The organism is Rathayibacter sp. VKM Ac-2803 (assembly GCF_009807175.1).
Lineage (GTDB): Bacteria > Actinomycetota > Actinomycetes > Actinomycetales > Microbacteriaceae > Rathayibacter.
Window position 1 is genome coordinate 1,167,744 of sequence record NZ_WUCD01000001.1, and the last position, 25,840, is coordinate 1,193,583.

A 25,840-nucleotide genomic window follows, 5' to 3' on the forward strand; every position below is an offset into this window, starting at 1 on the left:
GGAACCGAGGTACTTGACATGTCAAACAGAGGACCGGCGATGGCTATTCCCGACGACCGGCGCCGCCGACGCTCTCCCACGCCGAGCGAGCTCGCCGCGTGGCGCCTGTTCATCGAGACGTCCGAGCGCGTGCGCGGAGTCGTCGCCTCGCGGCTCCAGGAGGACTCCGGGCTCTCGCAGGGCGACTACGCGGTCCTCCTCGCCCTGACCGAGCACCCCGAGCACCGCCTCCGCTCGTCGCAGCTCGCCGAGGAAATCGGCTGGGAGCGCAGCCGGCTCTCGCACCACCTAGGACGGATGGAGCGGCGCGGTCTCCTCACCCGCGAGCAGGCCTCCGATGACAGCCGCGGGGCCGAGGTCGTGCTCGCCGCGCCGGGTGCCGAGGCGTTCCGCTCCGCGACGGCGCCGCACTTCCGCGCGGTCCAGGAGACCTTCGTCGCGGGGCTCTCCTCCGATCAGCTCGCCGCGGTGCAGGAGGCGATGCTCGCGCTCCGGGCGCACCTCGCCTCGCGGGACTGACCGGTACCGGTGGCGCGGGTCGGCGCGGTCGTACAGTGAGCGCACGGAGCAGCGACACCGGGAGGACCGCATGAGCGACGAGCAGCACGTCACCGTCGAGGAGGACCGCGACCGGTCGCGGTTCGAGGTGCTCCTCGACGGGGAGCGGGCCGGAGTGGCCGCCTACGAGCAGCGCGGCCGAGTGCGCACCTTCACCCACACGGTCGTCTTCCCGGAGTTCGGGGGCCACGGCCTGGGCAGTGCGCTCGCGGCGGCGGTGCTCGCCGACGCCCGCGCCCAGGGCTACGAGGTGGTCCCGCAGTGCCCGTTCATCGCGGCCTACATCGGCGATCACCGCGAGTGGCTCGACATCGTCGATCCCGCGTCCCGCGAGCGGCTGACGTCGTGACCGGGGCGTCCGCCGGCCCGACGCGCTAGTCAGCCGCGCAGCCGCTCCAGCTCGGCCCTCAGCACGCCGACCGCCCACTCGCCCTCGCCCTCGCGCAGGAGCAGGTGCACGGCGAGTCCGTCGACGAGCGCGTGCAGGCGGCGCGCGGAGTCGAGCAGCTCGGCATCCGGGTGTCGCCCCGCCACGGAGGCGCAGAGCAGCACGCACATCTCGGCCAGCCCCCGGTGCGCCTCGTCGCGGATCCCGCGCAGCTCGGGCAGGGCCGGCGTCTCGGCGATCAGCGCGATGTTCACCTCGAGCTCGGCGCGGCTGTCGGGTTCGAGCGGCAGCAGGTGGCGCAGCATCGCCACCGCGTCGGCGAGCGCGTCGCCCGTGCGCGCAGTGGCGAGGATCCGCTCGGTCGCGCGCGTCACCATCAGCTCGGCCGAGAAGGCGACGAGCTCGGTGCGGGTGGGGAACACGTGCCGGAGCGAGCCGACGACGACGCCCGCCTCCTCCGCGACGGTGCGGACCGAGACGGCGCCGATGCCGCGCTCGCGCACCACGCGCCAGACCGCCTCGGCCAGCTGGGCCTTGCGGGCATCGCGGTCGAGGGGCACTCCGCGAGATTAGCACGAGCGTGCTAGCGTTCGATCTCGATTAGCACAGTCGTGCTGATCGACCGGAGCAACGGGGGAACCATGATCCTGGCCATCGTCATCGCGTGCGAGATCGGATTCTGGGTGGTCATCGCCCTGGGCCTGATCGCGCGCTACGCCCTCCGCTGGAAGCGCACCGGAGCCGTGCTGCTCGCGCTGACCCCCGTGGTCGACGTCGTCCTGCTCTTCGCGACCGCGATCGATCTGCACAACGGAGCGACGGCCTCCTTCGCGCACTCGCTCTCGGCCGTCTACCTCGGCTTCTCGATCGCCTACGGCCACGCGCTCGTCCGCGCCGCCGACCTGCGCTTCGCCCACCGCTTCGCCGGGGGCCCGGCCCCGCAGAAGCTCTCCGGCTCCGCCCACGCGCGCTCGTGCTGGAAGGACCTCGCGCGCACGACCCTCGCCGCGGCGATCGCGGCCGGGGTCGTCCTCCTGCTCGGCGCGATCGCCGGAGACCCCGCGCGGACCGGGGCGCTCGAGGGCGTCTTCCCGATCCTGCTCCTCGTCGTGGCGATCGAGGTCGTCACGGCCGTCGGCTACTCGATCTGGCCACGGCCGGCGCCGGTGGAGTCCCGCGCGGAGCGAGCCGTCGCATGAGCGTCGCCGTCGGTGTCGTTCGCAGGACGGTGCCGCGCGGTGCCGCGCTCCTCCGGGCGGTCGTCGCGTGGCTGATCCTCGGGGCCGGGCTCGGAGCCGCGATCGGTGCGGCGGACGCCCTCGACCAGGCGCTCGGACTGCCCCTCCTCGCCGTCGTGCTCGTGCAGGCGGTGCTGATGTCGGCCCTCGTGGTCCCCGCGATCGCGCTGCTGCGCCGCCGGGTCGACCGGCGCGATCTGAGGGGGCTGGGTCTGACCCGGCGGGCGCTGCGTCCGCTCTCCGTGGGCGTCGCCGTCGGCGCGGGCTCGGGCCTCGCGGTCTGGCTGCCCGCGGCGTTGGCCGGCTGGATCCGCGTCGAGGCCGTCGATCCGGTCGCCTTCGCGGGGTTCCTGCTGCTGAACGGCGTCGTCATCGTCCTCTACGAGGCCCTGCCCGAGGAGCTCGCGCTGCGCGGGTACGCGTGGACGAACCTCCGCGATGGGTGGGGCCCGGCCGTCGCGACCGTCGTGACCACCGCGCTGTTCCCGTTCCTCGGTCTCGTCATCGGCCCGGTGCGGTGGGCCGTGACGACGGTGCTCGGCGGGGCGGGCGAGGAGCCGGCGGTGTTCCCGGCGGGGAACGACCCGGTCGTCTACGTGCTGCAGCTCGTGCTGTTCGGGCTGGCGCTCGTCGCCGCGCGCCGGCTGCCGATCGAGGGGGCCCTCCTGGTCGCGATCGCGTTCCACGCCACCCAGCTCACCGTCACGCGCACCCTGTTGGGCGGGATGACGTGGGCGCCGTCGGGCTGGAGGGTCGAGTTCGTCGAGCCGGACGCCATCGCCCTCGTCCTGCTGCACATCCTGGTGGCGGGCGCGGTGCTCGTCGGGATGCGGTGGGCGCGGGAACGCGCCGGCAGGCGACGGCTCAGGACCCGAGACCGACCTTGACCAGTGCCACGGCGATCCCGACGAGCGCGAGCACGATCCCCGCCACGAAGGTGCGGAAGGACGGGCGCTCGCCGCGGATCCGCGCCACGATCGGGCCGATCAGGGCGAGGCGGATCACGAGGTAGGTCAGCGCGATGATCTCTGCCGTCGAGCCGGGGACGGCCGTCAGCCAGGCGAGCCCCAGGACGGCGGCGGGGAGGATCCCCGAAGTGAGCACGGGGAGGGAGTCGCGGAGCTCGGCGCGGAGGACCGCCGCGGAGAGCCGCTCGTCGGTCCGCGCCCGACGGCCGATCGACTCGGCGAAGGTGTGCGCGAGGAAGGTCGAGAACGCGGTGGCGAGCACGTACCAGAAGCCCTGCCCGTTCTCGGCGGCCACCGTGGTCAGCGGTGCGATGGTGGCGAGCGTCACGATGTTGCCGTAGACGTAGGCCGTGATGCGGCTGGAGGCGTCCTCGCGGGACAGCCTCGGCCGGGACGGCTCGGGGGCACCGGTCATGCGGTTCACCCTAGGGCTCCGCATCACACCGAGGGCTCGAGATACCGCGAGAGGACGCGCGCGGCGTCGCGTCCGGCGCGGTTCGCGCCGACGGTCGACTGCGAGGGGCCGAAGCCGATCAGGTGCACGCGCGGGTCGGCGTCGACCCGGGTCCCGGTCATCGTGATGCCGCCGCGATCGTTGCGCAGGGCGAGCGGATCGAGGTGCGCGAGATCGCCGCGGAAGCCGGTGGCCCAGAGGATGTCGTCGACCGGCGTGAGCGTCCCGTCGGCCTCGCGCACGCCGTCCGGCTCGATCGCGGTGAACATCGGCCGGCGCACGAGCGCGCCCCGCTCGCGGGCGGCGACCGCGTACGGGGTCCAGGCGAGTCCGGTGTACGAGACGACGCTCCCGGCCGGGTTCCCCGCCTCGACGTCGGCGGTGACGCGCGCGATGATGTCGCGGCCCTCGGTCTCGGGAGTGAAGGCGCCGGGCAGCCAGACCGGCTCGCGGCGGGTGTACCAGAACGTGGTCGCGCCGCGCGAGATCTCCTCGAGCTGCTGTACCGCCGAGATGCCGCCACCGACGACGGCCACGCGCCGGCCGGCGAAGTCCTCGGCGCGGACGTAGTCGCGGGTGTGCAGCGACCGCCCGCGGAACGTCTCCTGCCCGGGGTGATGGGGGAGCAGCGGGTTGTTCCAGGTGCCGGTGGCGTTGATCACGGCGCGGGTGGCCCAGTCGCCCGCGTCGGTCCGGACGACGAGGTCGCCCTCCGGATCGTCGTCGACGGCCTCGACGCTCCGCGCGGTCACGGGGCGGAGGATCGGCAGCTGCTCGGCGCGCTCGAAGTCGGCGAAGTACCTCGGCACCGCGGCGCGCGACGGCTCTGCGGGATCGACGGGTGGGACCGGGAAGCCGGGCAGGTCGAAGATGCCGTTCACCGTCGCCATCCGCAGCGACTCCCAGCGGTGCTGCCACGCGCCTCCGGGGGCGGGATTCGCGTCGAGCATCACGAAGGTCCGGGCGCCGGAGGGATCGGCGAGGGCGCTCGAGAATCCGCGGCGCGCGAGGTGGTGGCCGGCCGAGAGACCCGCCTGGCCGACGCCGATCACCACGACGGTCGCCGCGCGCACGTCGGTGCCGCTCGCGTCGTCCATCGCTCCAGCTTAGGACGTGGATACAGCGATCGCTGTACTATCGGAGTCGTGCCAGCCACCCTGCCCGTCACCGCGACCCTCACCCACACCGCCGCGCTCGCCCGCCTCGGCTCGGCGCTCTCGGATCCGACCCGCGCGAGCATCCTGCTGATGCTGCGGGAGGCGCCGGCGTTCCCCTCCGACCTCGCCGACGCGCTCGACGTCTCGCGCCAGGTGATGTCGAACCACCTCGCCTGCCTCCGCGGCTGCGGCCTGGTCGCCGCGATCCCGGAGGGGCGGCGCACCTGGTACCGCCTCGCCGACCCGCACCTCGCGCCCGCGCTCGACGACCTGCTGCGGGTGGTGCTGTACGTCGACCCCGACTGCTGCGAGGGCGAGGGGTGCAGCTGCTCATGACGACGCTCACCGCGGACCGCCGCACGCTCCTCCGGCGCCGGGTGCGCCTCCTGGTCGCCGCCACCATCGGCTACAACCTCGTCGAGGCGATCGTCGCGCTGAGCGCCGGCGCCGCGGCGTCCTCGACGGCGCTGATCGGCTTCGGGCTCGACTCCGGCATCGAGGTGCTGTCGGCCGCCGCGGTCGCCTGGCAGTTCACGCGTCGCGATCCCGAGCGCTACGAGAAGGGCACGCTGCGCGTGATCGCGGTGGCCTTCTTCGCGCTCGCCGCCTACGTCGCGTTCTCGTCCGTGCTGGCGCTCGCCGGCGCCCGGGAGGCGGAGCACAGCCCGCTCGGGCTCGTCATCACAGCGCTGAGCGTGATCGTGATGCCGTTCCTCTCGTTCGCCGAGCGCCGCACCGGCCGCGAGCTCGGGTCGGCCAGCGTCGTGGCCGACTCGAAGCAGACCCTGGTCTGCACGTGGCTGTCGGCCGCGGTGCTGATCGGGCTGGTGCTCGACGGCCTGCTCGGCTGGTGGTGGGCGGATCCGGTCGCCGGGCTCGTGATCGTCGTCTTCGCGCTGCGCGAGGGCGTGGAGGCGTGGCGCGGCGACGCGTGCGCCACCTCCGTCGGCATGGTGCTCGAGGACGACTGAGGCTCTCGTCAGTGCGAGTGCAGGACCGCCCAGGCGAAGAGCGAGTCGAGACGACGCACATCGGCGCCGCGGCCGAGCTTGATCTTGATGTGGCCCGCGCGGGTCCAGAGCTCGACCTCGGAGTTGATGTCGAACGTGCCCGCGTTCTCGGTCGACCACATGTTGATCGAGCTGTAGGGCAGCGAGTAGATCTCGACCTTCTTGCCGGTGATGCCCTGCGCGTCGCGGACGATCAGCCGCTTCGTAGTGAACGTCGCCGAGTCGCGCAGGGTGCGGAAGGCGGCGACCGCCGTCTCGCCCTCGACGAGCAGCGCTCCGACGTCATCGGGGACGGCGATCTCTTGGGCGAGGGTCCAGGTGAGCAGCGGTGCGATGTCCATCCGGCCACTCTGGCTGCTCGAGCGCCGGAGCGCACTCCCGAGGGCCGATTCCACCCAGCGACTCCCCACTGGCGTGCGCGATCCTCGGAGGATGACTCCCGCCGTGCCCGACGCCCTCGTCCCGCTCGCGCTGCGGCTGATCCGGGCCGACCGCACCTTCGTCACGGCCGACGGTGCTCGCCGGCGCATCCGCGAGAACGCGCTGCGGCCGGCGCCGTACGGTCCCCCGCCACGCCTGCGACCCGGAGTGCGGGTCGACGTGGAGCAGGTCGGCGGCTGGCCGGTCTACTCGATCCGGCCGCAGCGCATCCTCGGCGGAGTCGTCTACGCGCACGGCGGCGGCTGGGTCAACGAGATCGCGCCGCAGCACTGGTGGCTCGCCGCGCGGATCGCGGACGAGGCGTCAGTGGCGGTGACCCTCCCGATCTACCCGCTCGTGCCGTTCGGCACCGCGCTGGAGGCGCGCGACGGCGTGCTCGCGCTCGTGCGGCGCAGTCTCGAGCGCCACGGACCGACCGCGCTGGCCGGTGACTCGGCCGGCGGGCAGATCGCCCTCTCGACGGCGCTCGCCCTCCGCGACCACGGCGTGACCCTCCCGCAGACCCTGCTGATCTCGCCCGCGCTGGATCTCACCTGGAGCAACCCGCGCATCCCGCTCGTCCAGCCGACGGACCCGTGGCTGGCGACTCCCGGTGGCCGGGTGCTCGCCGACCGCTGGCGCGGCTCCCTCGAGCTCGTCGATCCGGTGGTGAGCCCGCTCTTCGGCGACCTCACCGGGCTCGGGCCTCTGACGGTCTTCACCGGCACCCGCGACGTGCTGAACCCCGATGCGCACGTGCTCGCGTCGAAGGCTGCGGCCGCGGGAGTGCCGCTCACGCTGCACGAGGCCGTCGGCCAGGTGCACGTGTATCCGCTGGTGCCGACTCGCGCCGGCCGCGCGGCGCAGTGCGACATCGTCGCGGCCCTGCGGCCGCACTGAGAGTCGATTCGTCTGCGCAACCAAGGCTGAACGCCCCGAATCGCGAGACTCGGGAGGATTCGGGGCATCCAGCCTCAGTTGTGCGGGTGTTGGCCGTGCGACACGGAAGTCACGTTCGCGAAGCGGCCGGATCCGGTGGTTCGCGGACGAGGACCGGTCAGCGGAGCCCGTTGGCGCGCGCGAAGCGGTCCAGCGCGGCGCGGTCCGGCAGGAGCACCGAGGGGACGGCTGACTCCTCGTGCAGCCTCCGGTAGCGCCCCTGCTCCGGCGCGAGGGACCGAGGAGGAACCGCAGCATCGCGAGGCTCACCCGGTCGCGCGTCTCCTCCAGGCCGCCGACGCGTTCCTGCCCGCTCCAGGTGCGGTGGAGGTAGCGGATCACGGTCGCGGTCGTGGTGGACTCGAGCGCGATCAGGCCCGTCGCCCGGTCGAGGCGCTCGGGCAGCCAGCGCGAGTAGTTGCCCTCGATCACCCAGCACTCGCCGGCGATGGCCGCGGCATGGAGCGCGGCGAACTCGTCGTCGCCCCGCTCGACCCAGTGCCTGCCGGGGAGATGCCGGTACTGGTCGAGGTGGACGACCCGCATCCCTCGGGCGCGGCCGATAGCCGCGGCGAGAGTCGACTTGCCGCTGCTCGACGGGCCGATGATGCAGAGGCGATCGCCGAGGTCATCGAGGTCCATCCCTCGATCCTGGCCGTTGCCGGGGCTGCGACCGCAGAAAGAAGGCTGAACGCTCCGAATCGCGACGTTCTCGCGGATCCGGGGCGTTCAGCCTTCGTTGTGCGGGGCTCAGGCGCCCCAGCTCGACTGGGTGCCGCCGACGCGCTCGTCGGCGAGGGCCTGGGCGTGGCCGGAGGCGGCGTAGGCCGCCATCGGGTCGGCCGGCAGGCCACGGGACGAGCGCCACTCGGCCAGCGCCGGGCGCACGTCCGAGTAGAAGGCGTCCATGAAGATCCCGTTCGCGCCCAGCACGTCGCCGGCGAGCTGCGCCTCCTCGAGGGCGGCGCGGTCGACGAGCAGCGCGCGCGCCGTCATCTCCTGCACGTTGAGCACCGAGCGGATCTGACCGGGGATCTTGTCCTCGACGTTGTGGCACTGGTCGAGCATGAAGGCGACGGGCGAGTCCGGGCCGTAGCCGCCTCCGCGCACGACCTCGAAGAGGATGCGGAAGAGCTGGAACGGGTCGGCCGCGCCGACGATGAGGTCGTCGTCGGCGTAGAAGCGCGAGTTGAAGTCGAACGAGCCGAGCTTCCCGAGGCGCAGCAGCTGGGCGACGATGAACTCGATGTTGGTGCCGGGCGCGTGGTGACCGGTGTCGAGGCAGACCAGCGCGCGGTCGCCGAGGGCGGCGACGTGGGCGTACGAGGTGCCCCAGTCCGGCACATCCGTGTGGTAGAAGGCGGGCTCGAAGAACTTGTACTCGAGCACGAGGCGCTGCTCGGCCCCGAGGCGCTCGTAGATCGCGGCGAGGGAGTCGGCGAGGCGGTCCTGGCGGCCGCGGATGTCCTGCTGGCCCGGGTAGTTCGAGCCGTCGGCGAGCCAGATCTTGAGGTCGCGCGATCCGGTCGCGTCCATGATGTCGATGCACGCGAGGTGGTGGTCGATCGCCTTCTGGCGGATCACGGGGTCGGAGTGGGTCAGCGAGCCGAACTTGTAGTCGTCGTCCTGGAACGTGTTCGAGTTGATGGTGCCGAGACTCACTCCGACGGAGGCCGCGTAGTCGCCGAGCGCGCTGTAGTCGTCGACCTTGTCCCACGGGATGTGCAGTGCGACGCTCGGGGCGAGGCCGGTCAGTTCGTTGACCTTCGCGGCGTCGGCGATCTTCTCCTCGATGGTGCGCGGCGTGCCGGGGGTCGAGAAGACCTTGAAGCGGGTCCCGGAGTTGCCGAAGGCCCACGAGGGCAGCTCGATGGCCTGCTGCTCGAGCTGGCGGAGGATGTCGGGGCTGAGAGCGGTCACGGTGCGGTTCCTTCGGTGCTGGTGGTGGGGGAGAGGGCGGCGAGCTGGTCCTCGAGGTGGAAGACCTCGGTGAGCGGGAGGAAGCCCTCATCGGGGGCGCCGTCGAGGTCGACGAAGAACTCGGCCATCTCGGCCTGCCAGCGCGCGTTGACGTCGGTCTCGGCCATCGCGGCCTGCGCGTCGGCGAGCGACGGCGTCTCGACGTAGCCGATCAGGAGGCCGTCGTCGCTGACGAAGAGCGAGTAGTTGTTCCAGCCGGCGGCCTTGAGAGCGCGGAGCATGTCGGGCCAGACGGCCCAGTGCCGCTCGCGGTACTCCGCGAGGCGCTCGGGCTTCACGCGGAGCTGGAAGCAGGCCCGGGTGAGGGGGGTGTCACTCGTCATCGAGCGGCTCCTTCGGTGCGGAGGGGGGTGTGAATCGTTTCACCGCAGGCTAGCGCGCGGCGACGGAGGCTGTCAAAGCCCTCGCCGCGCGGCCCGGTGCCATACTTCCGGGACGCCCAGGAGTCGATCTCTCGAGGAGGAGCCGTGCCGTCCGTGAGCATCCGCGACGTCGCCGCCCGCGCCGGTGTGTCGGTGGGCACGGTGTCGAACGTCCTCAACCGGCCCGAGAAGGTCGGCAGCGAGTCCGTCGAGCGCGTGCACGAGGCGATCGCCGCGCTCGGCTTCGTCCGCAACGACGCGGCCCGGCAGCTCCGCGCCGGCCGCAGTCGCAGCGTCGGGCTGGTCGTGCTCGACGCCGGCAACCCCTTCTTCTCGGATCTCGCGCGCGGAGCGCAGGCCAGGGCCGCGGAGGCGGGGCTCGCGGTGCTGCTCGCGAGCACCGACTCCGACGCCGCCCGCGAGGACTCGTACCTCGACCTCTTCGAGGAGCAGCGCGTCAGCGGGGTGCTCATCTCGCCGCAGGGGGAGGAGTCGGCGCGCCTCGCCCGCCTCCGCTCGCACGGCATCCCGTGCGTGCTCGTCGACCGGGAGTCGAGCGACCCCGCGTTCTCGTCGGTGGCTGTCGACGACATCGCCGGCGGGCGTCTCGCCGTCGAGCACCTGCTGCAGCTCGGGCGCCGCCGCATCGCGGTGGTCGGCGGGCCGGAGTCGATCCGTCAGGTCGCCGATCGCGTCGCGGGGGCGCGGCAGGCGGTCGCGGCCGTCGACGGGGCGACGCTCGAGGAGATCCCGACCGAGGCGCTGTCGGTGCTCGCCGGGCGCGAGGCGGGGCGCGCGATCGCCGAGCGCGCCGCCTCCGATCGCCCCGATGCGATCTTCTGCGCCAACGACCTCCTTGCCGTCGGGGTGCTGCAGGCGCTGGTGCTGCTGGGCGAGATCAGAGTGCCGGAGGATGTGGCGCTGATCGGCTACGACGACATCGCGTTCGCGACCGCGACGGTGGTGCCGCTGTCGAGCATCCGCCAGCCGAGTGCGCTGATCGGGGCGACGGCGGTCGAGCTCCTGCTCGATCCCTCCCCGCGCCAGGTCGTCTTCCAGCCCGAGCTCGTCGTGCGCGCCTCCACCTCCGGCTGACCTCTCTCGCGGACCTCCGCATGGGGCGCGGCGCGGCTGGTACCGTTTATGGGCCGGGTGCAGATATCCGGAACCTCCCCCGTCGAAAGCCGTCATGTCTCTGCGCTCCCTTCTTCCCGTCGCCGTCCTCGCGGCCTCCGCCCTCCTCCTGAGCGGCTGCACCGCCGCCTCCGACGACGCCGGAGGGTCGGCCGCCGGTCCGGTCGCCGACGGCACGCTGACGTACGCGTCCGGCGACGCCGAGCCCACCTGCCTCGACCCGCACGTCGGCGGCAACTACCCGCAGGCGCTGCTCGCGACGCAGGTGCTCGAGTCGCTCGTCTCCCGCGACGACACGGGCGCGATCACGCCGTGGCTCGCCGAGTCGTGGACCGTCGCCGACGACGCGCTGAGCTACGACTTCACCCTCCGCGAGGGCGTCACCTTCACCGACGGCACGCCGCTGGATGCGGAGGCGGTCGCCGCGAACATCGCGCACCTCCAGGATCCGGCGACCAAGTCGTCCACCGGCTACCTCGCCGTCGCCAAGGTCGCCTCGGTCACCGCCGTGTCGCCGACCGTCGCCCGCTTCACCCTCAGCGCCCCCGACAGCGCGCTGCTCGAGTCGCTCGCCCAGCCGTGGACCGCGATCCAGTCGCCCGCCGGCATCGCCCGCGGCGAGGAGGCGAACTGCGAGGCCCCCGTCGGCACCGGCCCGTTCACGGTGACGGAGTGGGTCAAGCAGGACCACGTGACCCTCACCCGCAACGACGCCTACGACTCCGCCACCGGCCCGACCGGCGACGGGCACGACGGCCCCGCCTACCTCTCGAGCATCACCTGGCGCTTCATCCCCGACTCCGCCACCCGCTACGCCGCGCTGCAGGCGGGCGAGGTCGACGTGATCGACAACGCCCAGCCCGACACGCTCGCGGCGGCGACCGATGCCTCCGACCTCGTCGAGATCGACGCGCCGCGCCCCGGCTCGGTCAACCGCCTCGAGCTCAACTCGGGCCAGTCGCCGTTCGACGATGCGAGCGTGCGCGAGGCGTTCATCCGAGCGGTCGGGGTGAACGACGCGATCGACTCCCTCTTCTTCGGCACCGCCGAGCGCTCGTACTCGCCGCTGTCGAGCAGCGAGGCGACCGCCTACTCCGAGCCGTCGCTCTTCGAGGACGCCGGATCGGACGACGAGGTCGCCGCCGCCGAAGGCCTCCTCGAGTCGGCCGGATGGGTCGACTCCGACGGCGACGGCATCCGCGAGAAGGACGGGACGCCGCTCACCCTGCGCCTGCCCGTGAGCACCAACCAGTCGATCCCGGCCGAGCAGTCGCTGTTCGAGCAGATCCAGGCATCGGCGAAGACCGCCGGCTTCGACGTGCAGATCAGCCTGCTCGATCTCTCGAGCTGGTACGCGGCGCTCGCGGCGAACGAGTACGAGCTGGTCAGCGCGCCGTACACGAAGGTCGGCCCCGACGTGCTGCGCATCCTCTACTCGTCCTCCGGCATCACGCCGGCGCCGAGCGGCTACTTCGCGAACCACGCCCAGATCGACGACCCGGCGCTCGACGCCCTGCTCGAGCAGGCGAGCGCGACGACCGACGAGGCCGAGCGCGCCGATCTCTACCAGCAGGCGCAGAAGATCGTGCTCGACGGCTACTGGATCCTGCCGCTCTACGACCAGCAGAACCACTACCTGCACCGCTCGGCCGTGCAGGGCGTCGCCGCCCTGGCGACGGTCTCGACCCCGTGGTTCGCGGACGCCTGGGTGTCGTAGCGAGCGGTCGAGCGAGCGGGCCCGCCAGCCTGCTGAAGCTGGTGGATCTCGATACGCCCGCTTCGCGGGCTACTCGATCAGCGGGCGGGTTCTGATGCTTCATTACCGGCTGCTCGCAAGCATGCTGGTCGAGTAGCCCCGCAGGGGCGTATCGAGACCCACCAGCGTAAGCAGATCGGTCCTCGGGCTCGGCCTTCTGACGCTGGTCGATCTCGATACGCCCGCTGCGCGGGCTACTCGATCAGCGGGCGGCGAGGGGCGCGGGTGTCCCGCGGTCAGCGAGAGACGAGAGGAGCCACCGCATGATCCGACGCGTGCTCGCGCGCCTCGGCGGCGCCCTCGTCGTGCTGTGGGCGGTCGCGACCGCGGTGTTCTTCCTCATCCGGCTGATCCCCGGCGATCCGGCGCAGGCGATCCTCGGCGGCCCGGGCTCGCAGGCGTCTCCGGAGGCGCTCGCCGCCGTCCGCGCGGAGTACGGCCTCGACCAGCCGCTGCTCGCGCAGTACCTGACGCAGCTCGGCCGCCTCGCGCGCGGTGACCTCGGCACCTCCTACTCCCTCCGCACCCCGGTCGTCGACCTGCTCGGGCAGCAGCTGCCCGGCACGCTCCTCCTCGCCGCCCTCGCCCTGACGCTCGCGTGGATCCTCGCCCTCGCGACCGCCCTCTGGTCGACCCGCGGCGGACGCGTCGCCGCCGCGCTCGGCGCCGGCCTCGAGCTGACGGCCGCCGCCCTGCCGCACTTCTGGCTGGCGACCGTGCTCATCGCGGTCTTCGCGACGGCGCTGCGCTGGCTGCCACCGGTGAGCACGAACGCCCCGGACGGACTCGTGCTGCCCGCCCTCACCCTCGCGATCCCCCTCGCCGGATTCCTCGGGCAGGTGATGCGCCGCTCCCTGCTCGACGCCCTCGAGTCGCCGTTCGTGCTGGCCGCCCGCGCGCGCGGCGAGGGCGAGCTCGGCATCCGCCTCCGTCACGCCCTGCGCCACGCGGTGCTGCCGGGCGTCTCGCTCTCGGGCTGGGCGTTCGGCTACCTGATCGGCGGCGCGGTCGTCGTCGAGACGATCTTCGCCCGGCCCGGCCTCGGGCGGACCCTGCTCTCGGCGGTCACCGTCCGCGACGTGCCGGTCGTGACGGGCGTCGTGCTCGTCACCGCGCTCGCGTACATCGTCGTGACGCTGGCGACCGACCTCGTGACCCGGCTCGTCGATCCGCGGACCGCCTCGCGCCCGGCGGTGCGCGCATGAGCGAGCTCGAGCTGCGTCTGCCCCGGAGCCGCGCCGGACGCCTCCGCCCGGGCGAGCTGCTGGCCCTCGCCTTCGTCGGCCTGCTGCTGCTGGCCGCCGTCGCGCCCGGCCTCCTCGCGCCCGCCGATCCGCTCGCGGTCGCTCCCCGCGACGCCTTCTCGCCGCCGACGCTCGCGCACCTGCTGGGCACCGACGAGTCGGGGCGCGATGTGCTCAGCCGGCTGATCGCGGGCGCGGGCGCGTCGCTTCTCATCGGCGTCAGCGCGACGGGCATCGGGCTCGCCCTCGGTGCTGTGCTCGGCGTGGTCGCGGCGTTCGGCGGGCGGTTCGTGGACGGCGTGATCGGGCGGGTCCTCGAGGTGCTGTTCGCGTTCCCGGCGCTGCTGCTCGCGCTGCTGGTGATCGTGGTCACGGGCCCCGGAGTCGTCCCCGCGACGATCGCGGTCGGCCTCTCGACCGCGCCCGGCTACGCCCGCATCCTGCGCACCCAGCTGCTGGGCATCCGCGACTCCGGCTACGTCGAGGCGGCACGCGTGCTCGGCCACTCGGCGCCACGCATCCTGTTCGGCACCGTGCTGCCCAACACCTTCGGGCCCCTCGCGGTGCTGGCGACCCTCGGAGTCGGCCAGGCGATCGTCTGGGCGTCGGCGCTCAGCTACCTGGGCCTCGGTGCCGAGCCGCCGGCTCCGGAGTGGGGCGCCATGCTGTCGGCGGGCCGCACCTATCTCGCGAGCGCGTGGTGGCTGACGGTGTTCCCGGGGCTCGTGATCGTGCTGACGACGATCGCGACGACGGTGCTCGGCGGGCGACTGCGGGGTGCGCGGTGAGGGCGGCGGTCGTGGTCGAGGGCCTGCGCGTCGCCTTCGACGGCGTCGAGGTCGTGCACGGGGTCTCGTTCCGCGTCGAGCCCGGCGAGTGCGTGGCGATCGTGGGCGAGTCGGGCTCGGGCAAGAGCGTGACCGCGCGGGCACTGCTCGGGCTCGGCGGAGGCGCGGTGTCGGGCAGCATCCGGGTCGGCGATCAGGAGGTGGTCGGCGCGGGCGAGCGGGCGTTGCGGCGCCTCCGCGGGGCGGCCGTCGGCTTCGTGCCGCAGGATGCGCTGCAGTCGCTCGACCCGCTGCGGCCGATCGGGCGCGAGATCGGCGACGTGCTGCGGCTGCACGGCCGGCTGCCCGCGGCGGAGGCGTCGCACCGGGTCGCGGAGGCGCTCGCGAGCGTCGGCATGCCCGATCCCGTCGAACGGATGCGCGACCGCTCGGGCGAGCTGTCGGGCGGGCTCCGCCAGCGCGCGCTGCTCGCCTCCGCGATCGTGCTCGACCCGCCGCTGCTCGTCGCCGACGAGCCCACCACCGCGCTCGACGTGACCGTGCAGGCGCGCGTGCTCGAGCTGTTCGCCGAGCAGAAGGCGCGGGGACGCGCGCTGCTGCTGGTGTCGCACGACCTCGCGGTCGTCGCGGGGCTCGCCGACCGCATCCTGGTGCTCGCCGACGGCCGCGTCGTCGAGGAGGGGACCGCCGAGCAGGTGCTGCGCGCACCGGTCAGCGCCGAGGCGCGCGCCCTCGTCGCCGCCGTTCCGGCCGGGCGCCCGCGCGGGTCGCGGCTGACGGATCCCGACGCGCCCACCGTCGCGCCCGCTCCGCCCGGCGACGTCCTGCTGCGCGCCTCCGGGCTCGTCGCCCGCTTCGGCTCTCGCACCGCCGTCGACGGCGTCGACCTCGAGCTGCGCCGCGGCGAGACCCTGGGCCTCGTCGGCGAGTCGGGGTCGGGCAAGAGCACGGTGGCGCGGCTGCTGCTGGCGCTCCGCCGGCCCGACGCGGGGTCGGTCGAGTTCGCCGGCGAGCCGTGGTCCCAGGCGCGCGAGCGCGATCGTCGCCCACTGCGGCCGCGGATCGGCGCGATCTACCAGGACAGCCTCTCGTCGTTCGATCCGCGCTGGAGCGTGGGCCGGCTCCTCCGCGACGCGGGAGGTCGCGGCGACGGGCCGCACGCCTCCGTGCCCGAGCTGCTGACGAGCGTCGGCCTCTCGCCCGCGCTGGAGGGGCGCTCTCCGCGCACGCTCTCGGGCGGGCAGCGGCAGCGCGTCTCGATCGCCCGCGCGCTCGCCTCGCGCCCCGACGTGCTGATCTGCGACGAGCCGGTGTCGGCGCTCGACGTTTCGGTGCAGGCGCAGATCCTCGACCTGCTCGACGACCTGCAGCGGAGCCACGGGCTGGCGCTGCTGCTGATCTCGCACGATCTCGGCGTGATCGCCCACATGAGCGACCGCATCGCGGTCATGCGCGACGGGCGCCTCGTCGAGACGGGGGCGGCGGCGGCCGTCCTGAGCGCGCCGCGCGAGGAGTACACGCGCCGGCTGCTCGCCGACGCGCCGCGCCTCTGATCCGTCACGTCTCCGTGTTCGGCGTTCGCCGGGCCGTCCTTCCGCAGCCCCGCGCCGATCGATCCGTCACCGACGGCGAACTGTGGGACGAGATCAAGGGAGCGAGACCGTCGCTCACTTCGATCACTCGCTCGACGCGATCTGCGATCTCGCCGACAGCGATCGAATCGGTGTCGAGAGAAACTCGTGAACAGTACGAACAGAACGAGGACAGACCGGTCGAAAACGAGGATTATTCGAAGCGGCCACCAACGTAGGTGGCGAAGGGGGACGTCATGGATATCGTTTCAAGAACTCTGAGTCGAGGCAGCCGGGTTCGAGTAGTCGGGCAACTGCTGACCGGCGGGCCGACCCTTCGCCTTGCCCCGGTGTGGACTGATCCGTCCGAGCAGCGCGAAGCTGTCGATTCGATGGCTGTCGACCTCGTCGGATGGCATGGCGCGGTGCCGACTTCGGGCGCTCGCGTTGCCGGAACCTGGAACGGTACCGCAGTCGACGTCGCCGCTGTGGAACCCGTCGAGCTCGACTTCGTGAGCTTCCGGCTCGCGTCCTCGCACCGCGAACAGCTCGACCTGGCTCTTCCGGTTCTTGATAGGCCCTCCTCGCCCGAAGACACGGCCTCGGTCAACGACGTGATCGGATCGCTCATCGACGTCGGGGCCGTCCTGCACTTCGTACGCGTGCGTTCTGGAAACGGTGTTGCCGTAGTGGTGAATGCGGTCGATCCGGCGCAGGTGGAGCGTGCGTTGCGGCCGATGCTGCAGGACGCCCTGGTAGTGGTGCCGAGCCGATGGTCACGGGCTGATCTCGACGCGGTCGACCAGATCTTGTCCGACGAGGAGGAACCCGCGGGGCTGTTCATGTCCGGCGAGGGGATGGACTCGCAGGGACGGTATCGGGTCACGGCCTGGGTGCAGCACATCACTCCGCGTCTGGCAGAACGCCTCGCGCCGTACCCAGAAGGAATTGTGGCGCTCGACGTTTGGCTCGAGCCCACGCAGTCGGTCGCCTGAACGGCGTCCTCACCCAAGACGGGCCCAGCCGCGAGCGTGCTGCGCCCCCCCGCTGACGCCGATCGATCCGGCGCAGATGCACCGTGTCGTCGACTCGGACGGTGCGTTAGTGCCGGATCGATCGGGTCGGACGGGAGCCTGGGATCAGCGCGGGCGGCCGACGCCGATCGACCACGCGAGGGGTGGCGGCGTGCCGTTCAGGGCCCAGTCGCCCACGATCCGCTGCTTGTAGATCACCGGGTTGTGCGCGCCGACGGTGCGGGCGTTGCGCCAGTGCCGGTCGAGCGCGGCGCCGGCGGCGACTCCGGAGGATCCGAGCGCGTCGAAGAGGAGGGTCGCGGCCCGCGGCACCGACTCGGTGAGCAGCACCTGCGCCCGGTACACCTCCGCGCCCGCCGCGGGCACGAGCGACGGATCCGCCGCCGCCTCGCCCACCGCCTCCGCCGCGATCAGCACCGCGGCGCGCGCCCCGAACGCGATCGCCGAGACCTCGCCGACGACCTCCTGGATCTGCGCGTCGTCGCGACCGTGGTCGGCGAGTCCGTGGCTGTACACCCGCGAGCGCCCCTGCACCGCGGCGACCGCGTCCCGCTCGACCGCCGCGGCGATGCCCGCCAGCACGGCGAGCAGCTCCAGCTGGAAGAACGGCGTCTGGTGCGGTGCCCGCAGGATCGAGTCGAAGACGTGCTCCGGTTCGACCCGCGCGTCCGTGAAGACGGTCGTCCCGCTGCCCGAGAGCCGCTGGCCGAAGCCCGTCCAGTCGTCCGTCGCGACGACGCCGGGCTGATCGACGCGGACGACCACGGCGGTGTCCGTGCCGTCCTCGAGACGCACGGTGACGTCGGTCCAGTCGGCGAAGATCGTGCCGGTGCAGTAGTACTTCGCGCCGTTGACGACCAGGTCGTCGCCGCGACGGGTGAGCGTCGTCTGCGTGACGCCGACCGCGGCGGTGCCGATCTCGCTCCACGCGTTGCCGACCAGCTCGCCCGCGGCGAGCCTCCGCAGCCAGCCGTCGCGGGACGGCGACGGCGCGAACGAGAGCTGGTCCTCGACGAACGCGAAGTGCCCGCGCAGCGCCTGCGCGACGTTCGAGTCGGCTGTCGCCAGCTCGATCAGGAGCGACGCGGTCTCGCGCAGGGTGAGCCCCCGGCCGCCGAACTCGACCGGCACCCGGAGCCCGCCGAAGCGGGCCTCGCGGAGCCGGGCGATCGGCTCGAAGGGCAGCTCCCGATCGAGCTCGCGCGGGACGGCTCCGGCCGCGATCTCGTCGAAGATCGGCCGGAACGCGGCCCGCGCCTCCGCGATGCTCACGTGTACAGCGACAGCGGCTGCACGTCGCCGGTCAGGTAGTTCGCGCCGACCTCGAGCTTCTTGTAGTCCACGGGGTCGTGCAGCGAGTGGGTCCGGACGTTGCGCCAGTAGAGGTCGAGGCCCACCGAGCTCTTCGCGGAGGAGGAGCCGGTGGCCTCGTAGATGCGCGTCGTCACGTCGAGAGCGAGCGCATCCGTCACGATCTTCACCTTGGCGATCTCGATCGCCTGAGCGGCGCGCGACTCGGCCGTCACGTCCCAGCCGCGGGCGATCTCGGCGTCGTGCAGCGCGCCCGCGCGGTCGGCCAGCGCCTCCGCGGCGGCCGTGTGCGCGACCAGCTCGCCGTAGAGCCTCCGCACGAACGGATCCTGGGCGTACGTCTCGACGCCCGAGAGGAACCACGAGTTCTTCCGCGCGAGTGTCAGCCCGCGCCCCTTCGCCAGCGCGCCCTGCGCGATCCCGAGGTAGAGGTTGCCGAAGCCGAGCTGGATCGACGGCGTGACCAGGGTCGCGAACGGCTCGTCGACCAGTGCGCCGAGGATCTCGGACGCGTCGACCCGAACCCCGGTGAAGCGCACCGACCCGGAGGCGCTCTGCCGCTGCCCGAGGTAGTCCCAGTCCCCGAGCGGCTCGATCCCCTCGCGGTCGCGCGGGATCACGAAGGTCAGCGTCTCGCCGGCGCGGTCTCCGAAGGCGATCACCGCGTTGACCAGCACCGCGTCGCCCGAGGAGACCCCGGTCGAGAAGCGCTTGAGCCCGTTCAGCTCGAAGCCGTCGCCGGCGGGAGTCAGCTCCAGATCGGGGTCGACCGGGTTCACCGAGTCGCCCCAGAGCCACTGCCCCTCGATCGTCGCGCGGAAGAAGCGCTCGCGTTCCGCCTCAGGTGCCGAGAACGCGATGTTCGACGAGTTGACGTAGTGGTACAGCAGGATCTGCGCGAGCGACGCGTCCGCCGACGCGAGGATGCGGATCACTCGGAACCCCGTGCTCCAGACCGCGCCGCCGCCGCCGTACTCGGCGGGGTCGAGCAGGTTCACCAGTCCGGAGGAGCGCAGCGGCTCGAGCTCCACCGTCGGGTCGAGGTTCGCGCGGTCGCGGTCGAGCACGTCCTCGGCGAGCGTCTCGGCGACGCCGTACGCGACGGCGTCCCAGTGCTCGTGCTCGGCGGCGGTGGCGACGTGGTTCCAGTGGGAACGCGGCTGATTCATCGTGCGGGCTCCAGGTCGGGGAGGAGGCGGAGGACGTCCTCGGGCAGGCCGTCGGCGGCGCTGGCGGCACCGACGTAGGCGCCGCGGTAGGCGGCCGCGGGGTGCGAGTCCGCGACGCGGGCGCTGCCGGGGCCGCTCAGGTACTCGCGGAGGGTCGAGCCCTCGTACTCCTCCCAGACCCGGCCGCGGCGGCGCAGCTCGGGCACGGCGAGGTCGACGAAGTCCTCGAAGGTGCCGGGGGTGACCACGTAGGCGAGGTTGAACCCGTCGATGCCGGCCACGTCGACCCAGCGCTCGAGCTCGTCGGCGACGGTGCTCGGCGAGCCGACGATCACCGGGCCGATGCCGCCGATGCCGAGGTACTCGGCGATGTCGTTCGGGGTCCAGGCGCGGTCGGGGTCGGCCTTGGTGAAGATCGAGAGGGCGCTGCGCACCGCGTCCGTGTCGACGTAGCCGAGCGGCTCGTCGGCCGGGAACTGCGAGAGGTCGAGGCCCGACCAGCCGCCGTAGAACGCCATCGCGCCCTCGCGGGACGAGTAGGTCTTGTAGTCCGCGTACTTCGCCTGCGCCTCCGCGTCGGTCTCGGCGACGATCACGGTCGCGAGGATGAGGATCTTCGGATCCGTGCGCTTCCGGCCGTGCGCCTCGGCTCGGTCGCGGATCGCGTCGGTGGTGCGGCGGGTCAGCTCGGGCTGGAGCGCGTTGATGAACACGGCCTCCCCGTGCTTCGCCGAGAAGTCGATGCCCCGCGGCGAGGCGCCGGCCTGGAAGATCACGGGGGTCCGCTGCGGCGACGGCTCCGAGAGGTGGATCCCGGGCACGCGGTAGTGCGTGCCGGAGTGCCCGATCGGATGCACCTTCCGCGGGTCCGTGAACACGCCGCGCTCGCGGTCGCGCAGCACCGCACCCTCCTCCCACGAGCCCTCCCAGAGCTTGTAGGCCACGTCGAGGAACTCCTCCGCGATCTCGTAGCGCTCGTCGTGCGGGATCTGCCGCTCGAGCCCGAGGTTCTGCGCGGCGGACTCGAGGTACGAGGTGACCACGTTCCAGCCGATGCGGCCCTTGGTGAGGTGGTCGAGGGTCGAGAGGCGGCGCGCGAGGGCGTAGGGCTGCTCGTAGGTCGGCGAGATCGTGACGCCGAAGCCGAGGTTCGTCGTGGCGGCGGCCATCGCGGGGATCTGCAGCAGCGGGTCGTTGACCGGGACCTGCGCGGAGTCGATCAGCGCCGGGCCGACGGAGCCGCGGTACACGTCGTACACGCCCAGCACGTCGGCGAGGAAGAGGGCGTCGAAGGTGCCGCGCTCGAGAGTCCTCGCCAGGTCGACCCAGTACTCGAGGTCGTTGTAGCGGTCGGCGTGCGAGTCGGGGTGCCGCCAGAGGCCGGGCGCCTGATGGCCGACACAGGTCATGTCGAAGGCGTTGAGGACGATGCGGGACGCCATGTGTGGTTCCGTTCGGTTCGCGAATACTCCGCCCCGGACGTTAGGCGAGCGGGCGGCGGGCGCGCCGGATCGGGCGCAACCCGGCGTAACGCAGGGCGCCGATGCGGTTCCTCTACCAGAACCGCGCGATCCGCCCGCCCTGTTTGCGCCGTGTGACGCTCGGTTGCGTCACGTGACCGGCCGGAATGACGCGGGAGCGCGTCGCCGCGACCATGTGGTGCGGCCCCTCCGATCCTCCGCGGGGCTCCCACGGCATCCCTCACTCCCGAAGCAGGCACCCCATGCGATTCCGCACCCTCTCCTCCGCGGTGGCGATCCTCGCCGCAGCGACTCTGGTCCTCACCGGCTGCTCCCTGAAGGAGGAGTCGTCCGGCGCCTCCGCCGAGACCGCGGCCAACGCGGCGGCGACCACCTCCACCGCCGACGTCCCCAGCCTCGAGGGCAAGACGGTCGGCATCGCGGCGAAGGACATCGTGCACGACTTCTCCCGCATCGTGTACCAGTCGGTCCAGGACCGGGTCGAGTCGCTCGGCGGCACCGTCGTCGCCACGCAGGCCGAGGCGAAGGACGACAAGCACGTCTCGGACATCGAGAACCTGGTGTCGCAGAAGCCCGACGCGATCATCGTGATCCTCGGCGACGCGACGACCCTCGCGCCGGCGCTGAAGGAGGTGCACGACGCGGGCATCCCGCTGTTCACCATCGACAACGTGTCGGAGTACTCCGAGAACAACGTCACCAGCGACAACTGGCAGATCGGCTCGACGCTCGCCCGCACCATCGCCGAGGACATCGGCGGCTCGGGCCAGATCCTGGTCTTCAACGGCTTCCCGGGCGTCGCGCCCTGCCGCATCCGCTACAACGAGCTGAAGCTCGTGCTCGAGGACTACCCGGACATCCAGATCATCCAGCCCGAGCTGCAGGACAAGTACGAGGGCACGATCGAGGATGCGAAGCAGCAGATCGGCGACGCGCTCTCGCGCTACCCGGAGGGCGAGATCTCGGCGATCTGGTCGTGCTGGGACACCCCGCAGATCGGCGCCGCCCAGGCCGTCGACGCCGCGGGCCGCGACGAGATCAAGATCTACGGAGTCGACGCCGACCAGGGCGCGCTCGACCTGATCGCCGACCCCGACTCCTCCTACACCGCCACCGTCGCGCAGCAGAACGTCGCCATCGGCGCGGGCTCGGCCGACAACGTCGCCCGTTTCCTCGGCGGCGAGGCGGACGCGGTCACTCCGACGACCTACTTCGCGCCGGTGCTGATCGACAAGGCGAACATCGCCGAGAAGACCGAGGAGCTCGGTCTCAGTGAGTAGTGCGCCGGCCCTCGTGATGGAGGGCGTCACCAAGTCCTTCGCCGGGGTGCCGGTGCTGCGCGGGGTCGGGCTCACCCTCGGCCGCGGCGAGGTCGTCGCGCTCGTCGGCGAGAACGGCGCCGGCAAGTCGACTCTCATCAAGATCCTCACGGGGCTGTACTCGGCCGACGGCGGATCGATCGCGATCGACGGCGCGCCGGTCGCGATCACCGCGCCGCGCGACGCCGAGCGGGCCGGCATCCGGGTCGTGCACCAGGACCGCCACCTGGCGGGGCGGCTCACCGTGGCCGAGCAGCTCTACCTCGGTCACGAGAGGCTCCGCCGCAGGGGCGTCTCGGCCGAGTCGGTGCTCGCCGACCTGGTCGGACTCTCCGTCCGCGGCGACACCCTGGTCGACGATCTCACCGTCGCCGAGCAGCAGCAGCTGCAGATCGCGCGGGCGCTGCTGGTCGAGCCGCGCATCCTCGTGCTCGACGAGCCGACCGCGCCGCTGGCCGCCGCCGAGGTGGCGGCGCTGTTCGCGTCGATCCGCCGGCTGCAGGCGCGCGGAGTCTCGGTGATCTACATCTCGCACTACCTGCAGGAGGTGCAGCGCATCGCGAGCCGCGTGGTGGTGCTGCGCAACGGCGCCAACGTCGGAGAGATCGACCTGCGCGAGGGCGACGCCGAGCAGGGCGCCCGGATCGTCGAGCTGATGCTCGGCCGCGACGTCGAGGAGTTCGCGATCCGCTCCGACCGCACGGTCGCCTCCGAGGTCGCCCCGCTTCTCGAGCTCGAGGCGCTCAGCGTGCCGGGTGCCCTCGCCGCGCTCGACCTGGTGCTGCGGCCCGGCGAGATCGTCGGAGTGACCGGCCTCGTCGGCTCCGGCGTCGACGTGCTGGCCGATGCCGTGGTCGGCCTCGTCCGCCGCGGCGGCCGGGTGCGCGTGGCCGGCCGGGCCACCGCGACAGCTCGGGCCTTCGTCGCCGCGGGCGGCGGCTACGTGCCCAGCGACCGTCGCCGCGACGGGGTGCTCGTGGCGCACACCGTCCGCGAGAACCTCTCGATCGCCTCCCTCGGCCGGATCAGCCTGGGCGGCATCGTGCCCAGCCGCCGGCGCGACCGGGCGGTCGCCGCCGAGCAGATCGCCGCGCTGGACGTGCGTCCCGCGGATCCCGAGGCCGTGGTCGGCACGCTCTCCGGCGGCAACCAGCAGAAGGTCGCCGTCGGCAAGTGGCTCGCCGCCGGATCGCGCGTGTTCGTGCTCGACCAGCCCACCGCGGGCGTCGACGTCGGCAGCCGCGCCGCCCTGTACGCACTGGTCAACCGGCTCGTCGACGAGGGCGCCGGCATCCTGCTCGTCTCGCTCGACCTCGAGGAGCTCGTCGGCCTCGCTGACCGCGTCGTGGTGCTGCACCGCGGCGAGGTTCGCGCCGAGCTGCCGCGCGCCGAGCTCAGCATCGACCGGGTGCTCGCAATCGCGTCGGGCGCCCTGGAGCACGCGTCATGACCCTCACCGACACGCCCCTTCGGACGGAGGCGCCCGCCGCGCCGCGCGCGCGACGTCGCGGCATCGGGGCGCTGGCACTGATCGGCTACCTCGTCGTCCTCGTCGAGATCGTGCTGTTCAGCGTGGCCTCGCCGGTCTTCGCGACGGGCGGCAACGTCTCGACGATCCTCATCCAGGCCGTGGTGCCCGCGATCGCCGGCTTCGGCCTGGCGATCGTCGTGATCACGGGCGGCGACGACGTCGTCCGCGGAGGCATCGACCTCGCCTCCGGCCCGATCGTCGGCCTCTCGGGGGTCGTCGCCGCCGTCGCGCTGACCGCCGGTCTCGGCGCGATCCCGGCCGTGCTGCTCGCACTGCTCGTCTCGGTGGGCTTCGGCGCGATCAGCGGCACCGCCGTCGTGCTCGGGCTGCGGCCGCTGCTGGCGACCCTGGCCGCGTCCGGCATCGTCGGCTCGGTGGTCTTCCTGGCCACCGACAACGTGAAGGTGCCGGTCGCGGATCCGCTGTTCGACTGGCTGCGCGGCGGGGCCGTGCTCGGCGTCCCGGCACCCGTGGCGGTGCTCGCGGTGGTCACGCTGGTGACGGCGCTCGCCGTCGGGCGGACATCGTGGGGGACCCGCAGCTACGCCGTCGGGCAGAACCCGACCGCGGCGAGCGTCGCGGGAGTGGCGGTCTGGCGCTACGTCTTCACCAGCTACCTGCTCTCGGGGCTGCTCGCGGGTGTCGCGGGGCTGCTGCTCGCCGCCCGACTCGCCGCCGCGGTGCCCGGGATCGGCAACCAGATCCTGCTCGACATCATCGTCACCGCCTACCTCTCGGTCGTGTTCTCTCGCCGCTTCGTCGTGACCATCGGAGGCACGCTGCTCGCCGCGGTCTTCGTGGCCGCACTCGGCAACGGCTTCACCCTGATCGGCGTCGACAGCCAGTGGGTCGGCGCGATCAAGGGGCTGCTCATCCTCCTCGTCCTCGGCCTCGCGGCGCTCCGCGAGAGAGGGGTCCGCTCGTGACCGCCATCGCCCTGCCCGTCGGGGAGTCGCGCCGCGCGCTCGCCGTGCGCCTGCTCGCCCCCGCGACCGTCGTGATCCTCCTCGCCGTCTTCGGCGCCGGAGTCCCCGGCTACTTCGCGCCGACCAACCTGCTCAACGTCGCCAGTGCCGGCGCGCTGCTGCTGATGGCGGCCTGCGCGATGACCCTCGTGGTCCGCGCCGGCGGCATCGACCTGTCGATCGGCATCGCGATCGACCTCGCCGCTCTGGCGTCGACGGCGCTGATCGCCGACGGCTACGTGACCTGGTTCGCCGTGCTGATCGGTCTCGGCTTCGGGACGCTCGCGGGGGTCGTCAACGCGGTGCTGGTGGTCGTCCTCCGCATCCGCGCGTTCCTCGCGACCCTCTCGGTCTGGTTCATCGGCACCAGCGCGCAGCAGCTGCTCACCGGAGGCGGCGCGCCGATCTACCTGCGCCGCCAGCAGACTCCCGACGCCTTCGCCGCCTGGGGCAATGCGACCGTCCTCGGCATCGGCGTGCCGGTGCTGCTGGCGATCGGCGCCGCCGTGGTGGTCTGGCTGCTGCTCGACCACACCCGCTGGGGCCGCGTCGTGACCGCGGCGGGGGAGCAGCCGGGCGCCACCCGGATCGCCGGCCGCCGCGTGGGGATCTCGCTCGCCTCCGCCTTCGTCGTCGCGGCGCTCATCGCCGCTCTGGCCGGCGTCGTGCTCGCGTCGCGCAGCTACGGCTACTCGCCGGCGAGCGGCCAGCTCTACGTGCTCGACGCGATCGGAGCCGTGTTCATCGGCGCGACGCTCTCGGCGCACGGGCGGCCGAACGTGCTCGGCACCGCGATCGGCGTGCTGATCTTCGGCCTGATCAACAACGGCCTCGTGCTGCTCGGCGTCTCCTTCTACTGGCAGGGCCTGGTCCGCGGCTCCGTGCTGCTGCTCCTGCTGCTGGCCACGGCCGTGCTCCGGCGCGAGTCGATCGCTCCGCCGCTGCGGACGCTGCTCTTCTCCCGGAGGTGAGCCGCGGCTCGCCCCCTCCCTGCTGATCGAGTAGCCCGCGCAGCGGGCGTATCGAGATCCACCAGCGTCAGAAGGCCGGATCAGAAGCCTGA

26 protein-coding genes are annotated in these 25,840 nt (G+C 72.7%); 17 read left to right on the forward strand and 9 right to left on the reverse strand.

The genetic code is table 11. The features are described from left to right. Positions 1-39: 39 nt before the first annotated feature. The gene (locus GRS96_RS05400) at positions 40-519 is read left to right on the forward strand and encodes a MarR family winged helix-turn-helix transcriptional regulator (protein WP_159987932.1); all 480 of its coding nucleotides are present in this window, start codon (positions 40-42) and stop codon (positions 517-519) included. 70 nt (positions 520-589) lie between these two features. Further along, positions 590-907 carry a GNAT family N-acetyltransferase gene (locus GRS96_RS05405; protein ID WP_159858218.1) on the forward strand — a complete coding sequence of 106 codons (318 nt, stop codon included), beginning with the start codon at positions 590-592 and terminating at the stop codon, positions 905-907. A 29-nt stretch (positions 908-936) separates the two neighbouring features. On the opposite strand, the gene GRS96_RS05410 is transcribed toward GRS96_RS05405, so the two are convergent. Continuing rightward, a complete protein-coding gene (locus GRS96_RS05410) occupies positions 937-1,506 on the reverse strand; it encodes a TetR/AcrR family transcriptional regulator (RefSeq protein ID WP_159858220.1) in 570 nt (189 codons plus the stop codon). A gap of 81 nt (positions 1,507-1,587) precedes the next feature. Between GRS96_RS05410 and GRS96_RS05415 the strand changes: the two genes are divergently transcribed. Together GRS96_RS05415 and GRS96_RS05420 are read left to right on the forward strand one after the other, a co-directional pair. After that, entirely contained in the window at positions 1,588-2,145 is a 558-nt protein-coding gene (locus tag GRS96_RS05415; protein WP_159987933.1) for a hypothetical protein, read from the forward strand. Next, positions 2,142-3,071 (forward strand): CPBP family glutamic-type intramembrane protease, encoded by a 930-nt coding sequence (locus GRS96_RS05420; protein WP_159987934.1) that lies wholly within the window; start codon positions 2,142-2,144, stop codon positions 3,069-3,071. The genes GRS96_RS05415 and GRS96_RS05420 overlap by 4 nt, the downstream gene beginning before the upstream one ends. Here GRS96_RS05420 and GRS96_RS05425 read toward each other — a convergent pair. Together GRS96_RS05425 and GRS96_RS05430 are read right to left on the reverse strand one after the other, a co-directional pair. Beyond that, positions 3,049-3,567: a hypothetical protein gene (locus tag GRS96_RS05425; protein WP_159858226.1), complete on the reverse strand. Its 519-nt coding sequence runs from the start codon at positions 3,565-3,567 to the stop codon at positions 3,049-3,051. The genes GRS96_RS05420 and GRS96_RS05425 overlap by 23 nt on opposite strands. 23 nt (positions 3,568-3,590) lie before the next feature. Beyond that, positions 3,591-4,703, reverse strand: a complete 1,113-nt coding sequence (locus GRS96_RS05430; RefSeq protein WP_159858228.1) for a flavin-containing monooxygenase — start codon at positions 4,701-4,703, stop codon at positions 3,591-3,593. Positions 4,704-4,751: 48 nt separating this feature from the next. Between GRS96_RS05430 and GRS96_RS05435 the strand changes: the two genes are divergently transcribed. Continuing rightward, on the forward strand, positions 4,752-5,099 hold the full coding sequence (locus GRS96_RS05435) for an ArsR/SmtB family transcription factor (protein WP_236553565.1): 348 nt from the start codon (positions 4,752-4,754) through the stop codon (positions 5,097-5,099). Beyond that, entirely contained in the window at positions 5,096-5,734 is a 639-nt protein-coding gene (locus GRS96_RS05440; RefSeq protein WP_159858230.1) for a cation diffusion facilitator family transporter, read from the forward strand. Before GRS96_RS05435 ends, GRS96_RS05440 begins: the two co-directional genes overlap by 4 nt. Positions 5,735-5,742: 8 nt before the next feature. Here the strand turns inward: GRS96_RS05440 and GRS96_RS05445 are convergent, their stop codons facing one another. Next, positions 5,743-6,114, reverse strand: coding sequence for a PH domain-containing protein (locus tag GRS96_RS05445; protein WP_159858232.1), 372 nt, complete (start codon positions 6,112-6,114; stop codon positions 5,743-5,745). A 91-nt stretch (positions 6,115-6,205) separates the two neighbouring features. Here GRS96_RS05445 and GRS96_RS05450 point away from each other — a divergent pair, with 91 nt between their 5' ends. After that, on the forward strand, positions 6,206-7,093 hold the full coding sequence (locus tag GRS96_RS05450) for an alpha/beta hydrolase fold domain-containing protein (RefSeq protein WP_159987935.1): 888 nt from the start codon (positions 6,206-6,208) through the stop codon (positions 7,091-7,093). 789 nt (positions 7,094-7,882) lie between these two features. On the opposite strand, the gene rhaI is transcribed toward GRS96_RS05450, so the two are convergent. Next, positions 7,883-9,052: an L-rhamnose isomerase gene (gene rhaI, locus GRS96_RS05455; protein ID WP_159858238.1), complete on the reverse strand. Its 1,170-nt coding sequence runs from the start codon at positions 9,050-9,052 to the stop codon at positions 7,883-7,885. Then, complete coding sequence (locus tag GRS96_RS05460; protein WP_159987936.1) at positions 9,049-9,435, reverse strand: L-rhamnose mutarotase; 387 nt, start codon at positions 9,433-9,435, stop codon at positions 9,049-9,051. The genes rhaI and GRS96_RS05460 overlap by 4 nt, the downstream gene beginning before the upstream one ends. 144 nt (positions 9,436-9,579) lie before the next feature. On the opposite strand from GRS96_RS05460, the gene GRS96_RS05465 reads away from it, so the two are divergent. From GRS96_RS05465 to GRS96_RS05490, 6 genes are all read left to right on the forward strand, one after another. Further along, the gene (locus tag GRS96_RS05465; RefSeq protein WP_204162037.1) at positions 9,580-10,569 is read left to right on the forward strand and encodes a LacI family DNA-binding transcriptional regulator; all 990 of its coding nucleotides are present in this window, start codon (positions 9,580-9,582) and stop codon (positions 10,567-10,569) included. A gap of 94 nt (positions 10,570-10,663) precedes the next feature. After that, positions 10,664-12,325, forward strand: coding sequence for an ABC transporter substrate-binding protein (locus GRS96_RS05470; RefSeq protein ID WP_159987938.1), 1,662 nt, complete (start codon positions 10,664-10,666; stop codon positions 12,323-12,325). Between the two features lie 302 nt (positions 12,326-12,627). Next, the gene (locus tag GRS96_RS05475; RefSeq protein ID WP_159987939.1) at positions 12,628-13,569 is read left to right on the forward strand and encodes an ABC transporter permease; all 942 of its coding nucleotides are present in this window, start codon (positions 12,628-12,630) and stop codon (positions 13,567-13,569) included. Further along, the gene (locus GRS96_RS05480) at positions 13,566-14,396 is read left to right on the forward strand and encodes an ABC transporter permease (RefSeq protein WP_159858248.1); all 831 of its coding nucleotides are present in this window, start codon (positions 13,566-13,568) and stop codon (positions 14,394-14,396) included. Before GRS96_RS05475 ends, GRS96_RS05480 begins: the two co-directional genes overlap by 4 nt. Continuing rightward, positions 14,393-15,949 (forward strand): ATP-binding cassette domain-containing protein, encoded by a 1,557-nt coding sequence (locus tag GRS96_RS05485; RefSeq protein ID WP_159987940.1) that lies wholly within the window; start codon positions 14,393-14,395, stop codon positions 15,947-15,949. Before GRS96_RS05480 ends, GRS96_RS05485 begins: the two co-directional genes overlap by 4 nt. Before the next feature lie 275 nt (positions 15,950-16,224). Continuing rightward, the gene (locus tag GRS96_RS05490; RefSeq protein ID WP_159987941.1) at positions 16,225-16,962 is read left to right on the forward strand and encodes a hypothetical protein; all 738 of its coding nucleotides are present in this window, start codon (positions 16,225-16,227) and stop codon (positions 16,960-16,962) included. A gap of 144 nt (positions 16,963-17,106) precedes the next feature. On the opposite strand, the gene GRS96_RS05495 is transcribed toward GRS96_RS05490, so the two are convergent. Genes GRS96_RS05495 through GRS96_RS05505 form a run of 3 tightly spaced genes read right to left on the reverse strand, consistent with a single transcriptional unit; the run spans position 17,107 to position 20,923 of the window. Further along, positions 17,107-18,273, reverse strand: a complete 1,167-nt coding sequence (locus tag GRS96_RS05495; protein ID WP_159987942.1) for an acyl-CoA dehydrogenase family protein — start codon at positions 18,271-18,273, stop codon at positions 17,107-17,109. Next, entirely contained in the window at positions 18,270-19,481 is a 1,212-nt protein-coding gene (locus tag GRS96_RS05500; protein ID WP_159987943.1) for an acyl-CoA dehydrogenase family protein, read from the reverse strand. The genes GRS96_RS05495 and GRS96_RS05500 overlap by 4 nt, the downstream gene beginning before the upstream one ends. Further along, positions 19,478-20,923, reverse strand: coding sequence for an LLM class flavin-dependent oxidoreductase (locus GRS96_RS05505; RefSeq protein ID WP_159858258.1), 1,446 nt, complete (start codon positions 20,921-20,923; stop codon positions 19,478-19,480). The genes GRS96_RS05500 and GRS96_RS05505 overlap by 4 nt, the downstream gene beginning before the upstream one ends. A gap of 281 nt (positions 20,924-21,204) precedes the next feature. On the opposite strand from GRS96_RS05505, the gene GRS96_RS05510 reads away from it, so the two are divergent. The 4 genes from GRS96_RS05510 to GRS96_RS05525 are packed head-to-tail and all read left to right on the forward strand — an operon-like array spanning position 21,205 to position 25,748. After that, the gene (locus tag GRS96_RS05510) at positions 21,205-22,242 is read left to right on the forward strand and encodes a sugar ABC transporter substrate-binding protein (RefSeq protein ID WP_159987944.1); all 1,038 of its coding nucleotides are present in this window, start codon (positions 21,205-21,207) and stop codon (positions 22,240-22,242) included. Further along, the gene (locus GRS96_RS05515; protein WP_159987945.1) at positions 22,235-23,731 is read left to right on the forward strand and encodes a sugar ABC transporter ATP-binding protein; all 1,497 of its coding nucleotides are present in this window, start codon (positions 22,235-22,237) and stop codon (positions 23,729-23,731) included. The genes GRS96_RS05510 and GRS96_RS05515 overlap by 8 nt, the downstream gene beginning before the upstream one ends. Beyond that, a complete protein-coding gene (locus GRS96_RS05520) occupies positions 23,728-24,738 on the forward strand; it encodes an ABC transporter permease (RefSeq protein ID WP_159987946.1) in 1,011 nt (336 codons plus the stop codon). Before GRS96_RS05515 ends, GRS96_RS05520 begins: the two co-directional genes overlap by 4 nt. Beyond that, the gene (locus GRS96_RS05525) at positions 24,735-25,748 is read left to right on the forward strand and encodes an ABC transporter permease (protein ID WP_159987947.1); all 1,014 of its coding nucleotides are present in this window, start codon (positions 24,735-24,737) and stop codon (positions 25,746-25,748) included. Before GRS96_RS05520 ends, GRS96_RS05525 begins: the two co-directional genes overlap by 4 nt. Positions 25,749-25,840 lie beyond the last annotated feature (92 nt).